At 34.8% G+C, this 20,291-nt stretch carries 18 protein-coding genes; 13 read left to right on the top strand and 5 right to left on the bottom strand.

Translation table 11 applies throughout. The features are described from left to right. Positions 1-13: 13 nt before the first annotated feature. On the bottom strand, positions 14-859 hold the full coding sequence (locus GIY83_RS02740; RefSeq protein WP_194619589.1) for an AraC family transcriptional regulator: 846 nt from the start codon (positions 857-859) through the stop codon (positions 14-16). Positions 860-978: 119 nt separating this feature from the next. Here GIY83_RS02740 and GIY83_RS02735 point away from each other — a divergent pair, with 119 nt between their 5' ends. The 4 genes from GIY83_RS02735 to GIY83_RS02720 all read left to right on the top strand — a co-directional run bounded on the left by GIY83_RS02735 (position 979) and on the right by GIY83_RS02720 (position 4,213). Then, entirely contained in the window at positions 979-1,965 is a 987-nt protein-coding gene (locus tag GIY83_RS02735) for an aldo/keto reductase (protein WP_208684588.1), read from the top strand. A gap of 355 nt (positions 1,966-2,320) precedes the next feature. Next, complete coding sequence (locus GIY83_RS02730) at positions 2,321-2,923, top strand: NAD(P)H-dependent oxidoreductase (protein WP_194619593.1); 603 nt, start codon at positions 2,321-2,323, stop codon at positions 2,921-2,923. A 19-nt stretch (positions 2,924-2,942) separates the two neighbouring features. Next, positions 2,943-3,221 carry a putative quinol monooxygenase gene (locus tag GIY83_RS02725; RefSeq protein ID WP_208684586.1) on the top strand — a complete coding sequence of 93 codons (279 nt, stop codon included), beginning with the start codon at positions 2,943-2,945 and terminating at the stop codon, positions 3,219-3,221. Positions 3,222-3,229: 8 nt separating this feature from the next. Then, on the top strand, positions 3,230-4,213 hold the full coding sequence (locus tag GIY83_RS02720; RefSeq protein ID WP_194619596.1) for a zinc-dependent alcohol dehydrogenase family protein: 984 nt from the start codon (positions 3,230-3,232) through the stop codon (positions 4,211-4,213). Between the two features lie 94 nt (positions 4,214-4,307). Here GIY83_RS02720 and GIY83_RS02715 read toward each other — a convergent pair whose 3' ends face one another. After that, positions 4,308-5,015, bottom strand: coding sequence for a class I SAM-dependent methyltransferase (locus tag GIY83_RS02715; RefSeq protein ID WP_194619598.1), 708 nt, complete (start codon positions 5,013-5,015; stop codon positions 4,308-4,310). A gap of 216 nt (positions 5,016-5,231) precedes the next feature. Between GIY83_RS02715 and GIY83_RS02710 the strand changes: the two genes are divergently transcribed. Both GIY83_RS02710 and GIY83_RS02705 read left to right on the top strand, forming a co-directional pair. Continuing rightward, positions 5,232-6,116 carry a LysR family transcriptional regulator gene (locus GIY83_RS02710; protein WP_208684584.1) on the top strand — a complete coding sequence of 295 codons (885 nt, stop codon included), beginning with the start codon at positions 5,232-5,234 and terminating at the stop codon, positions 6,114-6,116. A 360-nt stretch (positions 6,117-6,476) separates the two neighbouring features. Further along, entirely contained in the window at positions 6,477-7,757 is a 1,281-nt protein-coding gene (locus GIY83_RS02705) for a DUF2130 domain-containing protein (RefSeq protein WP_208684582.1), read from the top strand. A 232-nt stretch (positions 7,758-7,989) separates the two neighbouring features. Here the strand turns inward: GIY83_RS02705 and GIY83_RS02700 are convergent, their stop codons facing one another. The 3 genes from GIY83_RS02700 to GIY83_RS02690 form a co-directional block, all read right to left on the bottom strand. Further along, positions 7,990-8,229: an META domain-containing protein gene (locus GIY83_RS02700; protein WP_208684580.1), complete on the bottom strand. Its 240-nt coding sequence runs from the start codon at positions 8,227-8,229 to the stop codon at positions 7,990-7,992. A gap of 63 nt (positions 8,230-8,292) precedes the next feature. Continuing rightward, positions 8,293-8,430 (bottom strand): hypothetical protein, encoded by a 138-nt coding sequence (locus GIY83_RS02695; protein ID WP_194619606.1) that lies wholly within the window; start codon positions 8,428-8,430, stop codon positions 8,293-8,295. 113 nt (positions 8,431-8,543) lie between these two features. Beyond that, a complete protein-coding gene (locus GIY83_RS02690; protein WP_208684578.1) occupies positions 8,544-9,326 on the bottom strand; it encodes an META domain-containing protein in 783 nt (260 codons plus the stop codon). A 267-nt stretch (positions 9,327-9,593) separates the two neighbouring features. On the opposite strand from GIY83_RS02690, the gene nirB reads away from it, so the two are divergent. The 7 genes from nirB to GIY83_RS02655 all read left to right on the top strand — a co-directional run bounded on the left by nirB (position 9,594) and on the right by GIY83_RS02655 (position 20,097). Then, positions 9,594-12,107 carry a nitrite reductase large subunit NirB gene (gene nirB, locus GIY83_RS02685; RefSeq protein ID WP_208684577.1) on the top strand — a complete coding sequence of 838 codons (2,514 nt, stop codon included), beginning with the start codon at positions 9,594-9,596 and terminating at the stop codon, positions 12,105-12,107. Positions 12,108-12,366: 259 nt separating this feature from the next. Continuing rightward, entirely contained in the window at positions 12,367-12,744 is a 378-nt protein-coding gene (gene nirD / locus GIY83_RS02680; protein WP_208684575.1) for a nitrite reductase small subunit NirD, read from the top strand. Between the two features lie 224 nt (positions 12,745-12,968). Next, entirely contained in the window at positions 12,969-13,553 is a 585-nt protein-coding gene (locus GIY83_RS02675; protein ID WP_194619615.1) for a DUF4202 domain-containing protein, read from the top strand. 61 nt (positions 13,554-13,614) lie between these two features. Continuing rightward, complete coding sequence (locus tag GIY83_RS02670; RefSeq protein ID WP_194619617.1) at positions 13,615-15,420, top strand: ATP-binding protein; 1,806 nt, start codon at positions 13,615-13,617, stop codon at positions 15,418-15,420. 642 nt (positions 15,421-16,062) lie between these two features. Beyond that, the gene (locus GIY83_RS02665; RefSeq protein ID WP_194619619.1) at positions 16,063-16,722 is read left to right on the top strand and encodes a response regulator transcription factor; all 660 of its coding nucleotides are present in this window, start codon (positions 16,063-16,065) and stop codon (positions 16,720-16,722) included. A gap of 529 nt (positions 16,723-17,251) precedes the next feature. Next, entirely contained in the window at positions 17,252-18,730 is a 1,479-nt protein-coding gene (locus GIY83_RS02660; protein ID WP_208684572.1) for a nitrate/nitrite transporter, read from the top strand. A gap of 104 nt (positions 18,731-18,834) precedes the next feature. Beyond that, on the top strand, positions 18,835-20,097 hold the full coding sequence (locus tag GIY83_RS02655) for an alginate export family protein (RefSeq protein ID WP_208684570.1): 1,263 nt from the start codon (positions 18,835-18,837) through the stop codon (positions 20,095-20,097). Positions 20,098-20,291: the final 194 nt, after the last annotated feature.

Here is a 20,291-nt window from a genome sequence, read left to right as displayed (position 1 = left end):
CCGCGTGCTAAATTTACGCACTGACACGAATCACTTTTCGAAACTCCGAAGGACTATTCCCTCTCTGTTTCTTAAAGAACTTATTAAAGTGGCTTTCATCGGTAAAACCAAACTCATACGCAATTTCATTAATACGTTTATCACTAAACTGCAAACGATGTTCGATCAGTTTCGTTTTATAATTACTTATATATTGCTGCATTGTTTCATTGGCATGCTTCTTAAAATAACGGCCTAAATACGTATTCGAAATCCCAAAATAATCACTAATCGATTCCGCTTTAATCCTTTCAGGATAGTAAATATTATTCTGGATGTATTGCAAAATATCCATCGCTTTAGCCTCACAACCAATATTTACCTGCTCTGGCAAATACTTTGCAATGTTGCGCGCCACAATAATAATCAAAGTATTCACCAATTGCTGAATCAACTCCTTATTATAAACATCTTTATCCTGGCGTTCGCGAATAATCGCTTCCACCATCACTTTTACCAGACATTTATCAGCATCATTCTTTAAAATACAACCCGGCTGATGATTCGCATTTTGTAGAATATATTCTAAACGCTGAATATTCTCATTCTGCAAACTCGAATTCTTCAAATAAATATCATTAAACCTTAAAAAGAAAAACTTCGTTTTTGTTTCAATCGTAAAATTATGACAATCCTCAGGCGTCAATAAAAACATATGTCCCGCATCATACTCAAAAATATTTTTGTTGATACATTGCCTTCCCGTTCCTTCCAGAATATAAACCAGTTCAAAGAAATTATGACGATCTCCAACATCTGGATATTCATCCAGAGTTTCAAAGGAAACAGTAAACGGCTCGTATAAATTTTCTTTCTTCATGACGTTCTTTATTAATTCGGCTACAAATTTACATAAAAAAGACAAATATATACAACTTAAGGCTCTTAAAAATGGTATAATTTTGCCAAAAAAAATTTAAAGCATTAAAATATAATATTATGGAATATAGAAAATTAGGCAACACAGAACTTGAATTATCAACTATTACATACGGTGCATTTGCCATTGGCGGAAACATGTGGGGCGGAAACGAAAAGAAAGATTCAATCGATTCTATTCACGCTTCAATCGATCATGGCGTAACTACAATTGACACTGCTCCTTTCTACGGATTCGGTTTAAGCGAAGAAATGATTGGCGAAGCCCTAAAATCACAAGACAGATCAAAAGTACAATTATTAACCAAATTTGGTTTAGTTTGGGACGGAAGCAACAACGGAAAAGGAGAATTCTTTTTTAATGCCGAAGACAACAGAAAAGAAATCCCGATTTACAAATACGCATCAAAAAGCAACATTATCAAAGAAGTCGAAGACAGTTTAAGACGTCTTCAAACCGATTATATCGACTTATTACAAATTCACTGGCCAGACTCCACTACTCCAATTCACGAAACTATGGAAGCCTTGGAAACCTTAATAAAACAAGGAAAAATCAGAGCAGCCGGAGTTAGTAATTATAGTGCAGATCAAATCAAAGAAGCGCAAAAAACCATTCAACTGGCATCAAACCAGGTTCCGTACAGTATGCTAAATCGCAGTATCGAAGCAGATTTAATACCATACACAACTGCAGAAAATATCGGAATCATTGCTTACAGCCCGATGGAAAGAGGTTTGTTAACCGGAAAATATTTCACAGACAGCAAACTAAAAGACAACGACCACAGAAACGGATATTTCGGTCAGTTTGATCTTCAAAAAGTAAAAACTTTAGTCGAAGAATTAAGCTCATTGGCAAACACAAAACACATCTCAATTTCACAATTAGTATTGCGTTGGACTACTTTACAAAAAGGAATCACAATTGTTTTAGCCGGAGCAAGAAACGCAGAGCAAGCCATTTCAAACGCAAAAACATTGGATTTTGATTTATCAATTTCAGAATTAGATTTTATTAATCAGGCTATTGCGAAAGTAAAATAATCGCATTCTTAAAAAATATTTAAACACATAGAAACATAGCCAATTAGGAATGTATAAAGGCGTTTCACTTATTTAAATTCACATAGCTGTAACGAAAAGCCTGTTATGAGCTTTGACAAAGCTTGTCACTCACTGTGTGTTAGAAACTAGTTTCTTTTTACATTCTCTAAACACAAAGCAAAAACCTATGTTTCTATGTGTTTAAAATTCTACGCAATAAATAAAAAACAATAAAAATAATTAGGGTGTGTCCCAAGGGCCGGGCTATTCATTACAATCTTTTATGCCGAACCCCGGCACAAAAAGATTTCCACTTCTATCCCTCACACTCACAAATTCATAAGAAAACAAAAAAATGAAAAAAATATTCATCATCAACGGAAGTCAAAATTTTGCGCATTCAGGCGGAAAATTCAACGAAACCGTTACCGACTGGACAATCGAATACTTAACCAACAGCAAGCAATTCGAAATAAAAACAACCGACATCAAACAAGATTTTGATCTTGATGAAGAAGTAGAAAAATTCGTTTGGGCCGATGTAATCATTTATCACACACCAGTTTGGTGGTTTCAATTACCTAATCTTTTCAAAAAATACATCGATGACGTTTTTACAGCCGGACACAACAAAGGAATTTACAAAAGCGACGGAAGAACCCGAACAAATCCAGATATTAATTACGGAACCGGCGGACAATTACACGGTCGTAAATACATGCTTACCACAAGCTGGAATGCGCCTGCAGCCGCTTTTACACTTCCGGGAGAATTCTTCGAAGAAACATCTGTAGATGATGGAGCGATGTTTGGCTTTCATAAAATGAATAAATTTACAGGTATGGAAAAATTAGACGGTTTCCACTTTCACGACGTTGAAAAAGGTGCAACTGCAGAAAACATTGACATCTTTAAAGAAAATTACACCAAACACTTAGAAAAAACTTTTAACTTCTAACCTTTAACTTTTTACAATTATGATCTCAATTACAGCATTATTTAAAAGCAAACCCGAAAATATAGAGCAATTACAAAGCATGCTTAATCATTTGGTGACCGAAACCAGAAAAGAAGCAGCTTGTGTACGTTACGACCTTCATCATTCTGAAAATGTTTTTATCATTTGGGAAGAATGGCAAGATCAGCCAGGTCTTGACATTCATAATAATCAACCCTATTTATTGGATTTTATTGCCAAAAGCGAAAGTTTAGTTTCAACACCAATTCAGGTTTACAAAACGCTTCAAATATTATAATTCAAAAAATGAAAGCACTTTTCACAAACACATACGAATCTGATTTTGTAACTACAGAAACAGCAAAACCAACTCCAAAAAAAGGAGAAGTTTTAATAAAAATTCACGCAAGTGGCGTAAACCCTATCGATAACAAAATCAGATTAGGACTTTCGCCTTATGCATCTCCTGTTTTACCAGCTATTTTAGGAACAGATCTTGCCGGAGTTATCGAAACAATTGGCGAAGGCATTACTAATTTTAAAGTTGGCGACGAAGTTTACGGACTTGCCGGAGGCGTTCTTGGAGTTCAGGGAACTTTAGCCGAATACACCGCTGTTGATGCAGATTTATTGGCCATAAAACCAAAAAACCTAAGCATGAAAGAAGCTGCTGCAATTCCGTTAGTCTTACTTACCGCCTGGGAAGGTCTGATTGACAGAGCTAAAGTACAAAAAGGCGATAAAGTTTTAGTGCATGCCGGAGCTGGCGGCGTTGGTCATATGGTAGTTCAGCTTGCTAAAATTTTTGGTGCCGATGTTTATGCAACCGTTTCTGAGCAAAAATCAGCAATTGTAAAAGGATTTGGAGCAACACCAATTGATAAAAACACTCCCGTTGAGAATTATGTAAATCAATATACAGACGGAAAAGGATTTGATCTTATTTACGATACACTTGGTGGTCAATCACTTGATGATTCTTTCAAAGCCATTCGTCATTACGGACAAATTGCCAGTTGTTACGCTTTCGGGACACATACTTTAGCCACGAGTTCGCTTCGTTCTGCCAGTATTCATGGTGTTTTTGTTTTACGCCCGATGATTGGTAATGAAAATGAAGGAAGAAAACATCACGGAGATATCCTAAAACAAACCACAAAACTAATCGAAGAAGGAAAATTAAAACCTTTAATCGACCCTAGAAAATTCACTTTAGACAACGCTATGGAAGCGCATAAAGCCGTAAGTGATGGTTCTGCAATTGGTAAAATTGTTGTAGATATCGTTTAAGTTTTTTTTTGCCACGAATTACACGAATTGGCACGAATTTATTACTCTTGATGCTTTAAAATTAGTGCAAATTCGTGAAATTGGTGGCAAACTATTATTTAATTCCGCCAAAAGCGCCAAAACACATATTCTTATGTAAAATTTCAACGCTTTTAAAACCAACTTTTTTCATTAAATCCAATTGGTAATTCATTGATCTTGGCGTATCTTCTTTTTCGATATAATCAAATACATTCTGGCGATATTCTGCCCCGCCAATACCTTCTAAATAATCACCATAACGCTGCCAGGTATATTCATTCAATAATTCGGTATCCTGCGTAATTAAGTCCGAAATCATAAAACATCCTCCCGGTTTTAATAATTTGAAAATCTTAGCAAAAGTCGTTTCCCAATCCTGATCATCACGCAAATGATGCAAAACAGCTCCCGCCAAAATAATATCAAAATGATTTTCCGGTAAATCGACTTCACGAATATCACCCTGCTTCACTTCTACACTTCCATTCGTTGCTTCCGACACCCTTTCAAAAGCCCTGTCTAGCATTGGCAAACTCAAATCAACTAAAGTACAATTCAGAGTAGGTGTTTTAGACAACATTTTCAAAGTATAATTTCCCGCTCCACAGCCAATATCCAAAACAGCTGAAGCATTCGGAACAATCCTTTTAGAGGCTTCTGTAATTAATTCTAAGGATATTGTCGCATCAATTGTCGCAACCTGTCCTGTTTCTAAATTCGAAAATCGTTCGACGTCTTTATCGAATCTTTCTTTGATTTCTGTGATAGTTGATTTTTTCATACCTTTTTATTTTGGGTTTAACGCAGATTTTAAAAAGATTAAAGCAGATTTAAAATGATCTTTTATTTTTAAATCGGCACAATTAAAAAATAAATTTGCGTCAATCAGCTTAAATCTGACAAAATCTGCGTGAAACAATTTTTTATCAAAACTACCACTTTGATATATACTTCAAAAATACTTATTTTGTCAATTATTAATACCTAATAAGTATTTATGGAATTAAGACACTTGAAATATTTTTTGGCTGTAGCCGAAGAATTAAACTTTACCAAAGCGGCTGAGAAACTTTTTATTTCTCAACCTCCTTTAAGCCGGCAAATCATAGAACTGGAAGAAGAAGTCCAGGCGCGTTTATTCATCCGGAACAATAAAAAAGTAGAACTCACTGAAGCCGGAAAATATTTCGAAAAAGAGGCACGAGAACTTTTTCACAATCTGGAACGCATTACTGTGAAAACAAAAAAAATTGCAGAGAATGTTTCTGGAGAATTCAGGATCGCCTACATCAGTTCTATTTATTCTTCTGTAATTTCAGATTTGATTAAACATTTAAAAGATCAATTTCCATATGTCAATTTCAAACTTTTTGAAGTCTCTACAACCAAACAAATTGACGCTCTGGAACAAGGCAAAATTGATTTGGGAATAATTCGATCTCCCATAAAATCTCCTAAAATAAAATCGCAATTGTGGTTTCAGGACGGATTTTCGGTAGTTTATAATAAGAGTTTAATTCAAATTAATTCCGAGATAGAAATCCCGAACCTGAAAGACGAAACTTTTGTATTCTTCAACAAAGATTATGCACCGCATTATCATGAGGTTTTGTTAGAATTATGTGCCTTTTATGATTTTACACCAAAAGTAGTTCATGAATCGAACAATATCAACTCAATTGTACAATTGGTTAAAAACGGATTAGGGATTTCGATTGTTCCATCAAATATTGCCAAAAATAATCACGATCCGGATATAGGCTTTATCGAATTAAAAAAAGTCAATTTATATACCGATGTTTCATTAATTACTTCAAAAGAAGACAATTCAGAAATCACAAAATCAGCCGTTGATTTTTTATTGCATTTTTCTAAGAAGTAAATTTGCCACGAATGGCACGAATTAATTTAAAACGATGGAAATCCGTAAAAGTTAAATTTTAAAAGAATTTAAATTGCATGCTTTAAAAATAATTGCGCAATCCCGATAGCTATCGGGAGCAAAAGTGCAAAGTTTTTTGTTTCACGCAGATTTCTCAGATTTAGGTAGATTTTTTTAATCCTTCTAATCTTTATAATCTGTGGCTTTAAATTAATTCTTTGCGACTTTGAGATTAATATAAATTCGTGAATTTGTGGCTAAAAAAATTCCTTACAATTTATCACACGAATCTCAATCATAAAAAGAGAACTTTTAAATACCTTAGCAGATTATTACATTATCTAAATAAAATCAATAAAAATGGCAGAGCAATCTTCAATTCAGTGCCCAAATTGCGGAACAACTATCGATGTAAATGACATTCTAAAACATCAGTTAGAAGATAGTATACGTAAAGAATTTCAACAAAAGGCAAATGCTCAGGCCAAAGAACTGGAACTTAAAAACGAGCAATTCGAAAAAGCAAAAACCGAATTTGAAGCCAAAAAGAAGCAGGAAAATGAACTTTTTGCAGAACGTTTAGAACGTGAAAAAAAGGTAGCCGAAAAAGAAATTACCGAAAAATTAAAAACCAAACTCGACGAAGAAAACAAAGATCGTTTGCTTTCTATGGAAAAAGAACTTTCTGAGAAATCAGAAAAACTTCGTGAACTAAATAAAATGACAGGCGAAATTGCAAAGCTACAGCGTGAAAAACTGGAGATGAAAGAAGCAATCGAAGCCGAAGCTCAAAAACAATTGAACGCTACTTTGGTACTCGAGCGTGATAAAATTCGTAAACAGGAAGAAGAAAAAAATGAGTTAAAAATCAAAGAATACCAAAAACAATCTGACGATCAAAAAAAGCTGATCGAAGAAATGAAACGCAAGCAGGAACAAGGTTCTATGCAATTGCAAGGCGAAGTAATGGAGTTAGCGATCGAAGAATGGCTGGCAAATAACTTTCCGCTTGATAGTATCGATGAAATTAAAAAAGGCGCAAACGGAGCCGATTGCCTTCAGATTGTAAATACCCGCGAATTGCAAAATTGCGGTTCAATTTATTATGAAAGCAAGCGTACAAAAGCGTTTCAACCCGCCTGGATTGAGAAATTTAAAAATGACATTAGAACAAAAAGAGCCAATATTGGAGTTTTAGTTACTGAAGTGATGCCTGCCGGAATGGACAGAATGGGAACGCGTGACGGAATCTGGATTTGTACCTATGAAGAATTTAAAGGTTTAAGTGCTGTTTTACGTCAGTCGTTAATTCAGATTAGTCAGGCCGTTCAGGCACAGGAAAACAAAGGCGATAAAATGTCGATGTTGTATGACTTTTTAACCAGCAATGAATTCCGTTTGCAGATTGAAGGAATTGTAGAAGGTTTCACACAAATGCAAGGCGATCTTGATGCAGAAAAAAGAGCGATGCAGCGTATCTGGAAACAACGCGAAAAACAAATCGAAAAAGTGGTTCACAATACATTAGGAATGTACGGTTCTATTCGTGGTATCGCCGGAAACGCGGTTCAAACTGTGAGAGCTTTAGAGTTGGATTTTATTGAAGAGGATAAAGAAGATCCTAAAGAATTACTTGAATAGCAACGTGAAATGGCACGCGGATTAGACGGATTCGCTAAAGCGAAAACGCGGATTTACACGGATTTTTTATATTTATAATAATTAAACACAATATTTGTCATTGCGAGCAACGAAGCAACCTCACGAATAATAATCACTTACTGATTTAGCAAATGAGATTGCTTCGTTCCTCGCAAAAACAAGATTATGCAAAAAAAGGCTTCCACTATTAATTAGTCGAAGCCTTTTATATTTAGTTCGCTTTTTTGAAAACCATTGTAGGTCCAAACTGATTCGAAAGCCATAACTTATCATTATCAATTGAATAGCTTGTTGTTGTTTTCAATAACTTTACAAATTCTTCTTCTTTTTTAGCCGTAGAACACTTTTTAGTTTCTGATGTAAGATTCAGGAACTGAATTTCTTTTGAACCTTTAGAGAATAAATTTCCATTGATCGCATTACATCCTGTAGAGCCACTAAAAGTTGACAATTTTAATTCAATCTTTGGAACATTTTTCTGAAAATCGGCTGAAGTTATTTTCTTTTCGTTTAATTATTCCAAAGTCCAGGTTTGTTGTATTTTCTTTTCAATTGTCTTTGAAGTCACACTTGTTGCTGTATTTCCTTCTTTAGTAGATTTACAGCTGTATGTTAATGAAACAATAATAAATAACATTAAAATCCTTTTCATGTAAAATATATTTTATACGTTTTATTTTACAAAAATAATTTTACAGACTATTATAAAAGGAAGCTACAAGTTATTATTTAATCATATTAAGACATATTTTATTCGCTACAATCTCAATCCACTTTTCTAAAAACCAAAAGTTTTCCTGAAGGATTAGACAAGGTCAATCTGTTATCTCCAATAGAATACGTAGTGGTACTTTGCAGTGCTTTTGTAAATTGATCTTCTTTATTTCCCGGCGCACAAGCCATCATAGTTGCCGCTACTTTAGAGAATCTTAGCACATCTTTTTCATAAAAAACACTGCCACTGATGGCATTACAGCCACCGTAACCCATAAATTTATTTTCTGATGAATTGATTTCAATCCTTGGCAATTCCTTTTGAAAATCGGTTACAAAAACTTTAAATCCGTTTAATTCCTCCAGAACCCAAATATCGTGCAGACGATAATCGGTATTATAATTTCCGCATCCGCTTAATTTTGTAAAAGTAAGTTCGCTATTATTTTTAATTTCAACTGAAACTTTATAAGGAGAGATTACACCCGACATCGAATTTTGACATTCTAGCTGCTGAATCGTAATTGTCGCAGTTGATATTTCATTACTTACCTTATACATTTTCACATTAGCATCCATTGCCTTTATTGCTTCGGTTGCAGGGAAAACAAGTTTTTCTTTTCCAGAAATTATAGAAGTAAACTCAATATTCTCATTCCCCATTTTTATTCCCCAAAAAGGCTCGTTTCCGGTTCCTGTAAAGTAATATTTCATCTGATCTTCCTGAGTTCCGTATTCAGAAGCAGTTGTTGTAGTATCTGAAATTTTGCCCGCTGTAGATTTACAACCTACTATCAATGATAGTAATAGCAAAAAGAAAAGTGATTTTTTCATAGAATTTATGTTAAGAATATTCCCTTTAAATAAAACATATGTAAAATTCTTATGAATTTACGACATTTTTTGGAAATCCTTATTTAGAATCTTTTCAAATTTATAGTAACTATAACTTTCTTAATTCTTTGAAAACCCGCACTACGTAAAAGATTACGATAAAATACGTAATTAAAAACGCATTTTTATTCTAAAAAAACAAAATATTAAGTAATCAAATAAGTATAAATACTTATATTTGCATAATAATACTTAATTAAAGAAATCATGATAAGAGTAATAGTAGTTGGAAACGGCATGGTTGGTTATAAATTTTGTGAAAAATTCATTGCAAAATCAGGACAGGAAAAGTATCAGATAACCGTTTTTGGCGAAGAACCAAGACGTGCTTACGATCGTGTTCACTTAAGTGAATACTTTGGCGGAAAAACTGCAGACGATTTATCACTCTCAACAACCGAATGGTACTTAGAAAATAATATTACTCTCAACACATCAGAATTAATTACAGATATTAATCGTACAGAAAAAACAGTACACACCCATTTAGGAAATACACATACGTACGATTACTTAGTACTGGCAACAGGATCCTCTGCTTTTGTTCCGCCAATTGACGGAGTCGAAAAAGAAGGTGTTTTTGTGTACAGAACCATCGAAGATTTAGATGCGATTATGGGGTACGCCAAAAAAATAAAACAAAAAGGTGCAACAGAAGCTGCTGTTTTAGGCGGTGGTTTATTAGGACTGGAAGCTGCAAAAGCTGTTCGAGATTTAGGTTTGAATCCGCATGTAGTAGAATTTGCTCCGCGTTTAATGCCAAGACAATTAGATAAAGGCGCAAGCGATATGCTGCAATCTAAAATCGAAGAATTAAATATTGGTATTCATCTTAACAAAGCCACGCAATATATTGACGGAACGACATGCATAACAGGAATGATGTTTGCCGATAACGAATTATTAAAAGTAGACATGTTGGTTATATCTGCCGGGATTAAACCTCGCGACGAACTGGCCCGCGTTTCAGGACTTGAGGTGGGTTTACGAGGCGGCGTTGTGGTAAACAATCAAATGCAGACATCAGATCCTTCTATTTATGCAATTGGTGAAGTAGCACTTTACAACCAAAACATATACGGACTTGTTGCTCCCGGTTACGAAATGGCCGATGTTGCGGCTGAACAAATCTTAAAGGGTTCTAAAACCATGAGAGAAACTATCGATATGTCGACACAATTAAAATTAATTGGCGTTGAAGTAGCGAGTTTTGGTGATCCTTTCGTAGAAAATAATGATGTAACTGCCATTATCTACGAGAATAAACTAAGCGGAATTTACAAAAGAATCAACGTTACCAAAGATTCTAAAACCTTATTGGGCGGAATTTTAGTTGGAGATTCGAGCGATTACAATTCTCTTTTTCAGATTTTCAGTAATGCCATGGCGCTGCCAAAAAATCCTGAAGATTTAATTTTAGGTTCCAGAGACGGTTCTGAAGGTTCAAGTCTGGGAAGCGTTATGGATTTACCTGATACAGCTGTAATTTGTTCTTGCGAAAATGTTACGAAAGGTGCTATTTGCTGTTCACTTTTAGACGAAACCTGTTCTAATTTTTCAGATGTTGTCAAACATACCAAAGCTACTTCTGGTTGCGGAGGCTGCAAACCAATGGTTTCTGATTTGGTAAAAGCCACTCAAAAATCTCTTGGTAAAGAAATAAAAGATGTGATCTGTGAGCATTTTAGCTATACACGTCAGGAATTATACGATTTGGTAAAAATTAACAAATACGAGAATTTTTATGAAGTAATTGATCATCATGGCAAAGGCGATGGTTGTGAGGTTTGCAAACCTGTCGTAGCTTCTATTTTCTCTAGTATTTATAATGATACTGCGAATAAACACCTCACAACTCAAGATACAAACGACAGATTTTTGGCCAATATTCAACGAAACGGAACCTATTCTGTAGTACCAAGAGTTGCCGGAGGCGAGATTACTGCCGAAAAACTAATCGTAATTGGCGAAGTAGCCAAACAATTCGATTTATATACTAAAATTACCGGAGCACAACGTGTCGATTTATTTGGCGCGCATTTGAGTGATTTGCCAAAAATCTGGAAAATCTTAATCGATAATGGTTTCGAAAGTGGTCACGCTTACGGCAAATCGCTTCGCGCCGTAAAAAGCTGCGTTGGAAATGCGTGGTGCCGTTACGGAATGGACGACAGCGCCGGATTTGCAATAGAACTCGAAAACAGATACAAAGGCATTCGTTCTCCTCATAAATTAAAAGGCGGTGTTTCGGCATGTATTCGCGAATGCGCAGAAGCCCGAGGAAAGGATTTCGGATTGATTGCCGTTGAAGGCGGCTGGAATTTATACATCGCCGGAAACGGTGGTGCAAACCCAAAACACGCTGTTTTATTAGCCGAAAAAATCGACAAAGAAACAGTTATTAAATATCTCGATCGTTTTTTAATGTATTACATACGTACCGCTGGACCGCTAATCAGAACTGCAACCTGGTTAGAAAAACTGGACGGAGGTTTAGAATACCTAAAAGAAGTAATCATCGAAGACAGCTTAGGAATCTGTGAAACCCTTGAAGCCGAAATGCAGACTCTCGTAAATACGTTTGAATGCGAATGGAAACAAGTGCTGGAAAAACCAAGATTATTAAAACGTTTCAACCACTTTGTAAACTCTGAAGAGAAAGACGACAATGTTGTTTTTGTTCCGTTAAGAGATCAAAAAGCGCCAAAAGCTTGGACTTAACTTTATAAATAATTTTTCAACACATAGAAACATAGAATAATTGAACTTAAAAAAGGCGTTCCACTTTCATTAACACACATAGCTTTCAAAGATTTTTAATTTTTAATTCTCAATTTTTAATTAAACAATTCAGCTCCAAAAAAAAGAAAAAAAATATCACAAAACGTTTGCTGTCCTCTTTCCCTCTTTTTTACTGCGCCATCAAACTCTCTTGATTGTAAAAAGAGGGATAAGAAACAGAAACACAAAACTTATCAAAATGGAAGAAATCTTAAATCAATACAAAACAGTTCATCCAAACGATGCAACAATTTGGTTCAAAGCCGGAAAAGTAGAAGATTTCCCTACCAATCGTGGCGGTTGCATCAAATACAAAAACAAACAAATTGCCATTTTTAATTTCGCACGCCGCAACGAATGGTACGCTTGCCAAAATGCCTGCCCGCATAAAATGGAAATGGTTCTCGCAAGAGGCATGACAGGATCTACAGATGATATCCCAAAAATTGCCTGTCCAATGCACAAAAAAACATTCTCATTAGTAGATGGTTCTAACCTAAATGGCGATGATTATAAAATAGCAACTTACCCTATTAAAGTGATTGAAAACGAAGTATTTGTAGGTTTTACAGATTAATTAATTTCCAGACTAAAACAATTTAAACACATAGAAACATAGCCTTTAGAAACCCTAAGAAGGCGTTTCACTTGCATTAACAAACATAGCTATGTGTTAGAAACTAGTTTCTTTTTAATTTTCTTTTTTCTTAAAAAGTCAAAAACCTATGTTTCTATGCGTTTAAAAATTAAGCTTTATTAGTTAATTATGTATCTTTGAAATTCTATTATCTTACCAAAAAAATGAACACACCTTTTCAAAAAGCAAGCGAATGGATTGATGCTGAAAACGCACAGGATCCGAATATCGAAATCGACCAGAATACCGAATATCCAAAGGAATTGTTGTACTCCAACAGAATGTACGAAAGACTGATGCAGTTTGAACCTGAAGCTTCAGAACAAATTCAGATTGCCTCAAAAGCACAGCACATTTGCCGATGGAAAGTAGCGCGCGAATCCTACCCAATGGATCGTGTGGGTTATTTGAGATGGAGAGAAGACCTGAAAAAATTTCACGCCAAAACCACCGCCGAAATTTTAGAAAAAGCAGGATATAATCAGGATTTTATCGATCGCGTTTCTTTTTTAATCGAAAAGAAATTATTGAAGAAAGATGCCGAAACTCAATTGCTTGAAGACATAATTTGTCTGGTATTTTTAGAATATTACCTGGATCCGTTTGTTCATAAACACGATGATGAAAAACTAAAAAACATCATCAAAAAAACCTGGGATAAAATGTCTGACAAAGGACATCAGGAAGCCTTAAAAATTAATTATTCTGAAGAAAATCTCAACTTAATAAAAGCCTCTTTAGGATTGTAATCTGAGGATGAAATGAGCTAAAGGCGAATTTCATTTTCCGATAAAAGACAAATCTCTTCGAATGAAAAAAAGCAATCAGGAAGCTGCAGATAAAATCAATTTCAAAAATTTACGCCGTTGGTATTTTTTTGCCCTCTGGACTATTGCTATAACCGTTATTCTAAGCCAGATCCTGGTTCAGTACAATTTAAAACAACAATTAAGCGATTCTAAAATCATAAACATTTCAGGCAAACAGCGAATGCTGAGCCAGAAAATTGTAAAAGAAGTTTTGATTTTAAATTATGTTTCAGACACCGTTTCCCAAAAACAAATTTTGCATTTAAAGAATGTTCTCGAACTCTGGAAAACCACTCAAAATGCGCTTGAAAACGGCAACGACAGTTTAGCTTTCCCTAAAGAAAAAAGCGAAACCTTAAATAAATTGTATGCCGAAATCAATCCGGTTTTCAGCACTATCAGCCAATCGACAGATTCTTTTCTATTAAACTTAAAACAAAAAAGCAATTTAGCCCAGAATCAAAAACTGGTTCAGACGATCCTGAAAAACGAAGGGCTCTTCCTTTCAAAAATGAATCGAATTGTAAGTCAGTACGATCTTGAAGCCCACGAAAAAGTAACCGAACAACGCAAAATAGAATATTGGATTTTTGCCTTTACACTTTTCGTTTTGCTAATGGAGTTTTTCTTCATCTTTAAACCTACCAACAAAAAAATAGAAAAACTGATTGCCAAACTTTTATCTTCTGAAAAGAAAGCTTTAAAACTCGCTTATGACACTGAAATTATTAGCGAAATAAAAGAAAACTCTGTAAAAGAATTAAAGTCCCTGAATTACGCCATGGAAAATACGCTGCTGTATTGCCGTATTGCACCCGATGGCTCGATTATTCATATTGGAGAAAAATTTGCCAAACTTTTAAATTATACCCGATTCTCCTCTGATAAAAAATTCTCTGAAGTGCTAACAACCGACGAGAAAGAACAACTCAATATTGACCGAATCATCTTTGAGAAACACAGAAGTGGCTGGCAGGGCGAAATTAAAATCATCAATAAAGAAGCCCAGACTTTTTGGCTTGATTTGTCGATGGTTCCAGTCACAATCAAAAAAGAAGAATCAGAACTTTTAATAATTTGTTTCAATATTACCGAGCGTAAAAAAGCACAGCGCGAAGTCGAACGTCTGAATATCGAAAACAGCACCGAAAAAATCAATCAGCAAAAAATCATTTCGAGTAAAATCGTTGAAAATCAGGAAAACGAACAAAACCGAATCGCAAAAGAAATTCACGACGGAATTGGGCAAATGCTTACCGGATTAAAATTTAGTCTGGAAAGTATCAATCTCGACGACAAAGAAAAATCAGCTCAAAAAATAGAATATCTAAAGAAACTATCTCTTGACATTATAAAAGGCGTTCGCACCGCCACTTTCAACTTAATGCCTCCGGAACTCAGCGATCACGGCATAGTTTCCTCTTTGGCAAAACTTACCCAGGAACTTTCTAAACTAACCGGAAAAGAAATTCTGTTTTACAACAAAACCGACTTTAATCAGCGTTTAGATTCTCTAATCGAAATCAACATTTACCGACTAACACAGGAAGCCATCAATAATGCCATAAAATATGCCGAATCATCGCATATAATTGTCCAGCTTTCGCACAGTAATACTTTGTTAAGCATTATCGTAGACGACAACGGAAAAGGCTTTGATATTCATGCCGTAGACAAAAAACGCAATAGCGAATCCGGAATGGGATTATTGTTTATGAAAGAGCGAATTCAATACGTAAACGGTCGCGTATTTATTAATTCTATTCCGGGCGAAGGAACGAGAATTACTTTTAATATTCCGATTTAGAAAAAGGAAATTCCAAATTCCAATTACACACAATCTTGTCAGGCTGAGCGAAGTCGAAGCCTCGAAACGTAAAATCTATCAAATAATAATAATAATAATAATAATAATAATAATAATAATAATAATAATAATAACTTGGGCGAGACACCATCCCGATAAGAGGGCAAATTTACTTTGCGCTTATTCGCCCTCTTACAGGCATGCTGTCGGGCTATCCGGTCCACTGCGGCGGATTCCTCTTATCCCTCTCGCGGCAATCGCTTTCAAAAGAACTTCTGATTTACTCAAAATTTACCAGAAATGATAAACTTCATGAAAAAACTTTGTCAAAGTTCAGCGCAAGACGATTCGCAATCTTTTCATCCTGAGCGAAGTCGAAGGAACACAATCTTAATCACCAATCTTTGATAAATGAATAATGTAATTCGCAGCAAACTTTGACAAAGTTCAACCCAAGACCATCTCAAATAGCAACATATAATTTATGATATGATTCATTTTTTAATGATATTTTAATGTTGGCTTTAATATTAGAATTTGCAATTTTAAAAATTTAGAAATTAAAATCTAAAAATTACGTATATTAGCGTCTTCTTTGTAGATGAATATACGTAAAAATCCAAAATAAAATTTAAGTAAATTATGAGTAATATCATTCGTGTAGTACTGGCAGATGATCATGTTTTTGTAAGAGATGGAATTAAATCATTACTTGAAAACGAAGCAAACATCGAGGTTGTAGGAGAAGCAATCGATGGTGCAGATGCTCTTGAAGTGGTTGCAACCAGCAAACCTGATTTACTTATAGTAGATATTCGTATGCCTAACTTAACCGGTATCGAGGTAGTAGAAAAACTTAGAGGCGAAAATAATAATGTAAAGATCATCATGCTTTCTATGCACGAGTCTGAAGAATACGTATTAAAGTCTATAAAAGCCGGAGCCGATGGTTATTTATTAAAAGGATCAAGCAAAGAAGAATTCCTAAAAGCACTGCATACCGTTGCTGCCGGCGGAAAATATTTTAGCGGAGATATTTCGTCTATATTAATTAGCCAATTAACCAACTCTTCGACATCATTAGAACCGAAACAAAGCTTGTCCGAAGAAATGATGATTACCAAAAGAGAAAAAGAAATCCTCACACTTTTATTGTCCGGAAAAGGGAACAAAGAAATCGCTGAAGCACTTGATATCAGTAAGCGTACTGCCGAAGTACATCGTTTTAACTTAATGAAAAAGTTAAAAGTTAAAAATTTAATGGAACTTTCGAATAAAGCGACTGAGTATTCTTTACTATAATAACTTCTCAATGAGAAACCTATTAAAATTTACTCTTCTAATTTTTATCTTAAGCCTAAAAATTTATTCACAAAATAGTTCTGATTCAATTAGAAAAAACTGGAAATATTTTAAGCTAAAATCAAACACACAAGCCTTTATAGTTGATCACTTGCCGAGTCCTGCATTATGTGGACCACTTGCTTTTGCTTCTGTTACCATAGTAAAGACAGAAGAGGAGAAACTTTTCGTGTCTTAGATTTATGCAATTCCAAAACTTATATAACTCATCAAAAAATCAAAATAATTCCAGGTATTAAATCAAAATTTAATGTAATATTTCTATCACAATCTGTAATAAAACAGAATGCTGACAATAAATTAGAACCTGAATACGATTATAAAATTCTAAAAACAACTTGGGCTACAATAGAGCAATATAAGTCAAATAAAAATATACGTATAAATACGTAATTATTTTTCAAAAACTGCGTTTTAGCAGTTTTTAACTAAGTTATAGTACTTATTTTTATCAAAAATTATAAGTGCTATGAAAACTACAAACTCATTATCTCAATCTCACAAAATTTTAATTTTGAACACATTGGCATTTACAGTGTGTTTTGCCTGCTGGACACTAAACGGTGTTTTAGTAACCTTTTTAGTCGATAACGGAATTTTTCACTGGAGCGTTGTTCAGGTGGGCTGGCTTCTGGGTATTCCCATATTAACCGGTTCGATCATGCGTCTGCCAATTGGAATTTTAACGGATAAATATGGCGGAAAATACGTTTTTTCACTTTTACTCCTCCTCTGCTCGATTCCTTTATTTCTGCTTCCTTATGCCGACAGTTTTTTTATGTTTGCTTTATTGAGTTTTTTCTTCGGAATGGTCGGAACAAGTTTTGCTGTCGGGATTGGATATACCTCGATTTGGTATCCAAAAGAATGGCAAGGCCGTGCCCTGGGAATCTTCGGGATGGGGAACGCCGGAGCCGCAATAACCACTTTTCTCGCACCTTCCTTATTAAATCATTTCTCTGTTGATGATCCTCAAAATGGCTGGAAAATATTGCCTGTTATTTATGCCATCTCACTATTGGTCATAGGAGTCGCTTTTTTAATATTCGCCAAAAACAAAAAAATAGAGAACAATACTAAAAGCGTTTCTCAAATGCTGGGTTCTTTAAAATCAGCCCGGGTATGGCGTTTTGGAGCTTATTACTTTTTAGTATTCGGATGTTTTGTGGCTTATTCGCAATGGTTATTACCTAATTTCATGAATGTCTATCAAACCAGTTTAGTTATGGGCGGTTTATTTGCTACTCTTTTCAGTTTACCATCAGGGGTAATTCGCGCTTTTGGAGGATATTTATCAGATAAATTCGGAGCCAGAAAAGTGATGTATTGGGTTTTGAGTTCATCAGTAATTTTAAGCGCTTTATTGATGATTCCAAAAATGGAAATCACCACTACCGGACCAGGCGTTCTAGCCACTAAAAAAGGTACTATAACTTCCGTTTCAAATAGCAACATTAAGATTGGAGAAACGGATTTTACCGTTGCGCAAAAGAAAGAAGATCTAAGCGAAAGCGCCATTTTCCCAACCAGTACCTCCTGGCAGCAAGTCGTGGTCGAACAAAACCAGACAGTAAAGAAAAAAGAACTTTTAGCGAAAGGAATTACAGTGATTAAATTCGATGCAAATATGTGGGTCTTTCTGGTTTTGGTAATACTAATTGGAATTTCGTGGGGAATAGGAAAAGCGGCAGTTTACAAACATATTCCGGAATATTTCCCTACCGAAGTTGGCGTTGTAGGCGGTATGGTGGGCATGATTGGCGGTTTGGGCGGTTTCTTCGGACCAATCATTTTTGGATACCTTTTAACAGCAACCGGAATCTGGTCCAGTTCCTGGATTTTTATTCTCATTTTTTCTGCTGTCTGCTTAATATGGATGCATTACACTATAACTAAAATTATGAAAGAAAAATCACCAATATTCGCAAAAGTAATTGACAGACAATAAATTAAATAAAAATTTCAGAACAAAAAATAAGCATTAACATGATTTTCACCATATATAACGAACTATTTTTCTTATAATCTTGCTGATATTCAAAGAAACCAATTATGAAAAAACTACAATTAATTCTACTTTTATTACTAGTAGGAATAAGCTTTGACATTCAGGCGCAGGAATTTGATGCAAATTTGCAATTAAGACCACGTTTTGAATATCGTAACGGATACAAGACTCTTATACCAGAAGGAAAAGAAGCAACTTCGCAAATCTCACAACGTTCAAGATTAAATTTTAATTACAAACAGGATCAATTATCTGTAAAATTAACTTTACAGAATGTAAGAACATGGGGAGATGTGGGAACAACTGCAACTTCAGATAAAAATGGTGTAGCCGTTTTTGAAGCCTGGGCGCAATATGATATCAGTGAAAAATGGAGCGCAAGAGCCGGTCGTCAGGTTCTTTCATATGACAATCAACGTATTATGGGAGAAATTGACTGGTTGCAACAAGGACAAAGTCACGATGCTGTAATGATTTCGTTCCATCCAAAAAACCATCAGCTTGATATGGGATTTGCCTATAACTCTGATGCCGAAAACAATTTTCAAACTCCTTACAAAGTAGGTAATTGCAAAGCGATGCAATACGCATGGTACCATACTAATGCAGACAAATTAGGTATTAGTTTATTAGTTTTGAATACAGGTTATGAATATGCTAATCCTGCACAAAAACTACTAGTTGACTACAAACAAACTTTTGGAACTTACCTGACTTACAAAACCAAAAAAACTGACAGTAACTTAAGTTTCTACGGTCAAACCGGAAAAAGTACAGACAATCAGGTTAGTGCATGGGATGGTGCAGTAAACTTTGCATATGCTATAACAGATTCATTTAAAGCTGGTGTTGGTTACGAATATTTATCAGGAAAAGATACAAATGAGGGAAGTACAGTAATCAAATCATTCAATCCTATTTTTGGTACTAACCACGCATTCAACGGTTACATGGATTATTTCTATGTTGGCGGTGGTCATCAAAACAGTGTTGGTTTACAAGATGCTTCTTTGAAATTCAATTACAATGTAAAAAAATGGCAATTTGCATTAATGCCACACGTATTCTTATCTGCTGCTGATGTAGTGGTAGCAAATAAAAAAATGGATTCTTATTTAGGAACTGAGGTTGACTTTACAGCCGGATTCAATTTCAAAAAAGATATCACACTTACAGGAGGATATTCTCAAATGTTTGGTACCAAAACTTTAGAAGTTCTTAAAACTCCTGGATATGCAGGACATACCAACAACTGGGCATGGTTAATGATTTCTGTAAATCCTAGAATTTTCACCTGGAAAAAATAGTTAAACTTTAATAATAACAAGATAATTTACCCTTTTTCTCTTTTAGAAAAAGGGTATTTTTTTGTTTTCTATATCAAGGACATTTACTCTTATAATTGGGTATATTTGATGTACAAATAACTAAATCTTTCTTATTTACCTAAAAGAATAATCAGTAAAGCATCTCTTGATGCAATCTTAAATCTTAATAACAA

This window comes from Flavobacterium sp. SLB02, assembly GCF_009664855.1.
GTDB lineage: Bacteria > Bacteroidota > Bacteroidia > Flavobacteriales > Flavobacteriaceae > Flavobacterium.
Note: the sequence above shows the minus strand (reverse complement) of the source record. Positions and strands in the feature narration are given on the sequence as shown.

Coding starts and splice junctions, on each gene's coding strand:
- GIY83_RS02655 (WP_208684570.1), top strand. CDS start 18,835: ATGAAAAAACTACAATTAATTCTACTTTTATTACTAGTAGGAATAAGC.
- GIY83_RS02690 (WP_208684578.1), bottom strand. CDS start 9,326: ATGAAAAAATCACTTTTCTTTTTGCTATTACTATCATTGATAGTAGGT.
- nirD (WP_208684575.1), top strand. CDS start 12,367: ATGGAAGAAATCTTAAATCAATACAAAACAGTTCATCCAAACGATGCA.
- GIY83_RS02730 (WP_194619593.1), top strand. CDS start 2,321: ATGAAAAAAATATTCATCATCAACGGAAGTCAAAATTTTGCGCATTCA.
- GIY83_RS02725 (WP_208684586.1), top strand. CDS start 2,943: ATGATCTCAATTACAGCATTATTTAAAAGCAAACCCGAAAATATAGAG.
- GIY83_RS02670 (WP_194619617.1), top strand. CDS start 13,615: ATGAAAAAAAGCAATCAGGAAGCTGCAGATAAAATCAATTTCAAAAAT.
- GIY83_RS02665 (WP_194619619.1), top strand. CDS start 16,063: ATGAGTAATATCATTCGTGTAGTACTGGCAGATGATCATGTTTTTGTA.
- GIY83_RS02675 (WP_194619615.1), top strand. CDS start 12,969: ATGAACACACCTTTTCAAAAAGCAAGCGAATGGATTGATGCTGAAAAC.
- GIY83_RS02740 (WP_194619589.1), bottom strand. CDS start 859: ATGAAGAAAGAAAATTTATACGAGCCGTTTACTGTTTCCTTTGAAACT.
- GIY83_RS02710 (WP_208684584.1), top strand. CDS start 5,232: ATGGAATTAAGACACTTGAAATATTTTTTGGCTGTAGCCGAAGAATTA.
- GIY83_RS02695 (WP_194619606.1), bottom strand. CDS start 8,430: ATGAAAAGGATTTTAATGTTATTTATTATTGTTTCATTAACATACAGC.
- GIY83_RS02715 (WP_194619598.1), bottom strand. CDS start 5,015: ATGAAAAAATCAACTATCACAGAAATCAAAGAAAGATTCGATAAAGAC.
- nirB (WP_208684577.1), top strand. CDS start 9,594: ATGATAAGAGTAATAGTAGTTGGAAACGGCATGGTTGGTTATAAATTT.
- GIY83_RS02735 (WP_208684588.1), top strand. CDS start 979: ATGGAATATAGAAAATTAGGCAACACAGAACTTGAATTATCAACTATT.
- GIY83_RS02705 (WP_208684582.1), top strand. CDS start 6,477: ATGGCAGAGCAATCTTCAATTCAGTGCCCAAATTGCGGAACAACTATC.
- GIY83_RS02720 (WP_194619596.1), top strand. CDS start 3,230: ATGAAAGCACTTTTCACAAACACATACGAATCTGATTTTGTAACTACA.
- GIY83_RS02660 (WP_208684572.1), top strand. CDS start 17,252: ATGAAAACTACAAACTCATTATCTCAATCTCACAAAATTTTAATTTTG.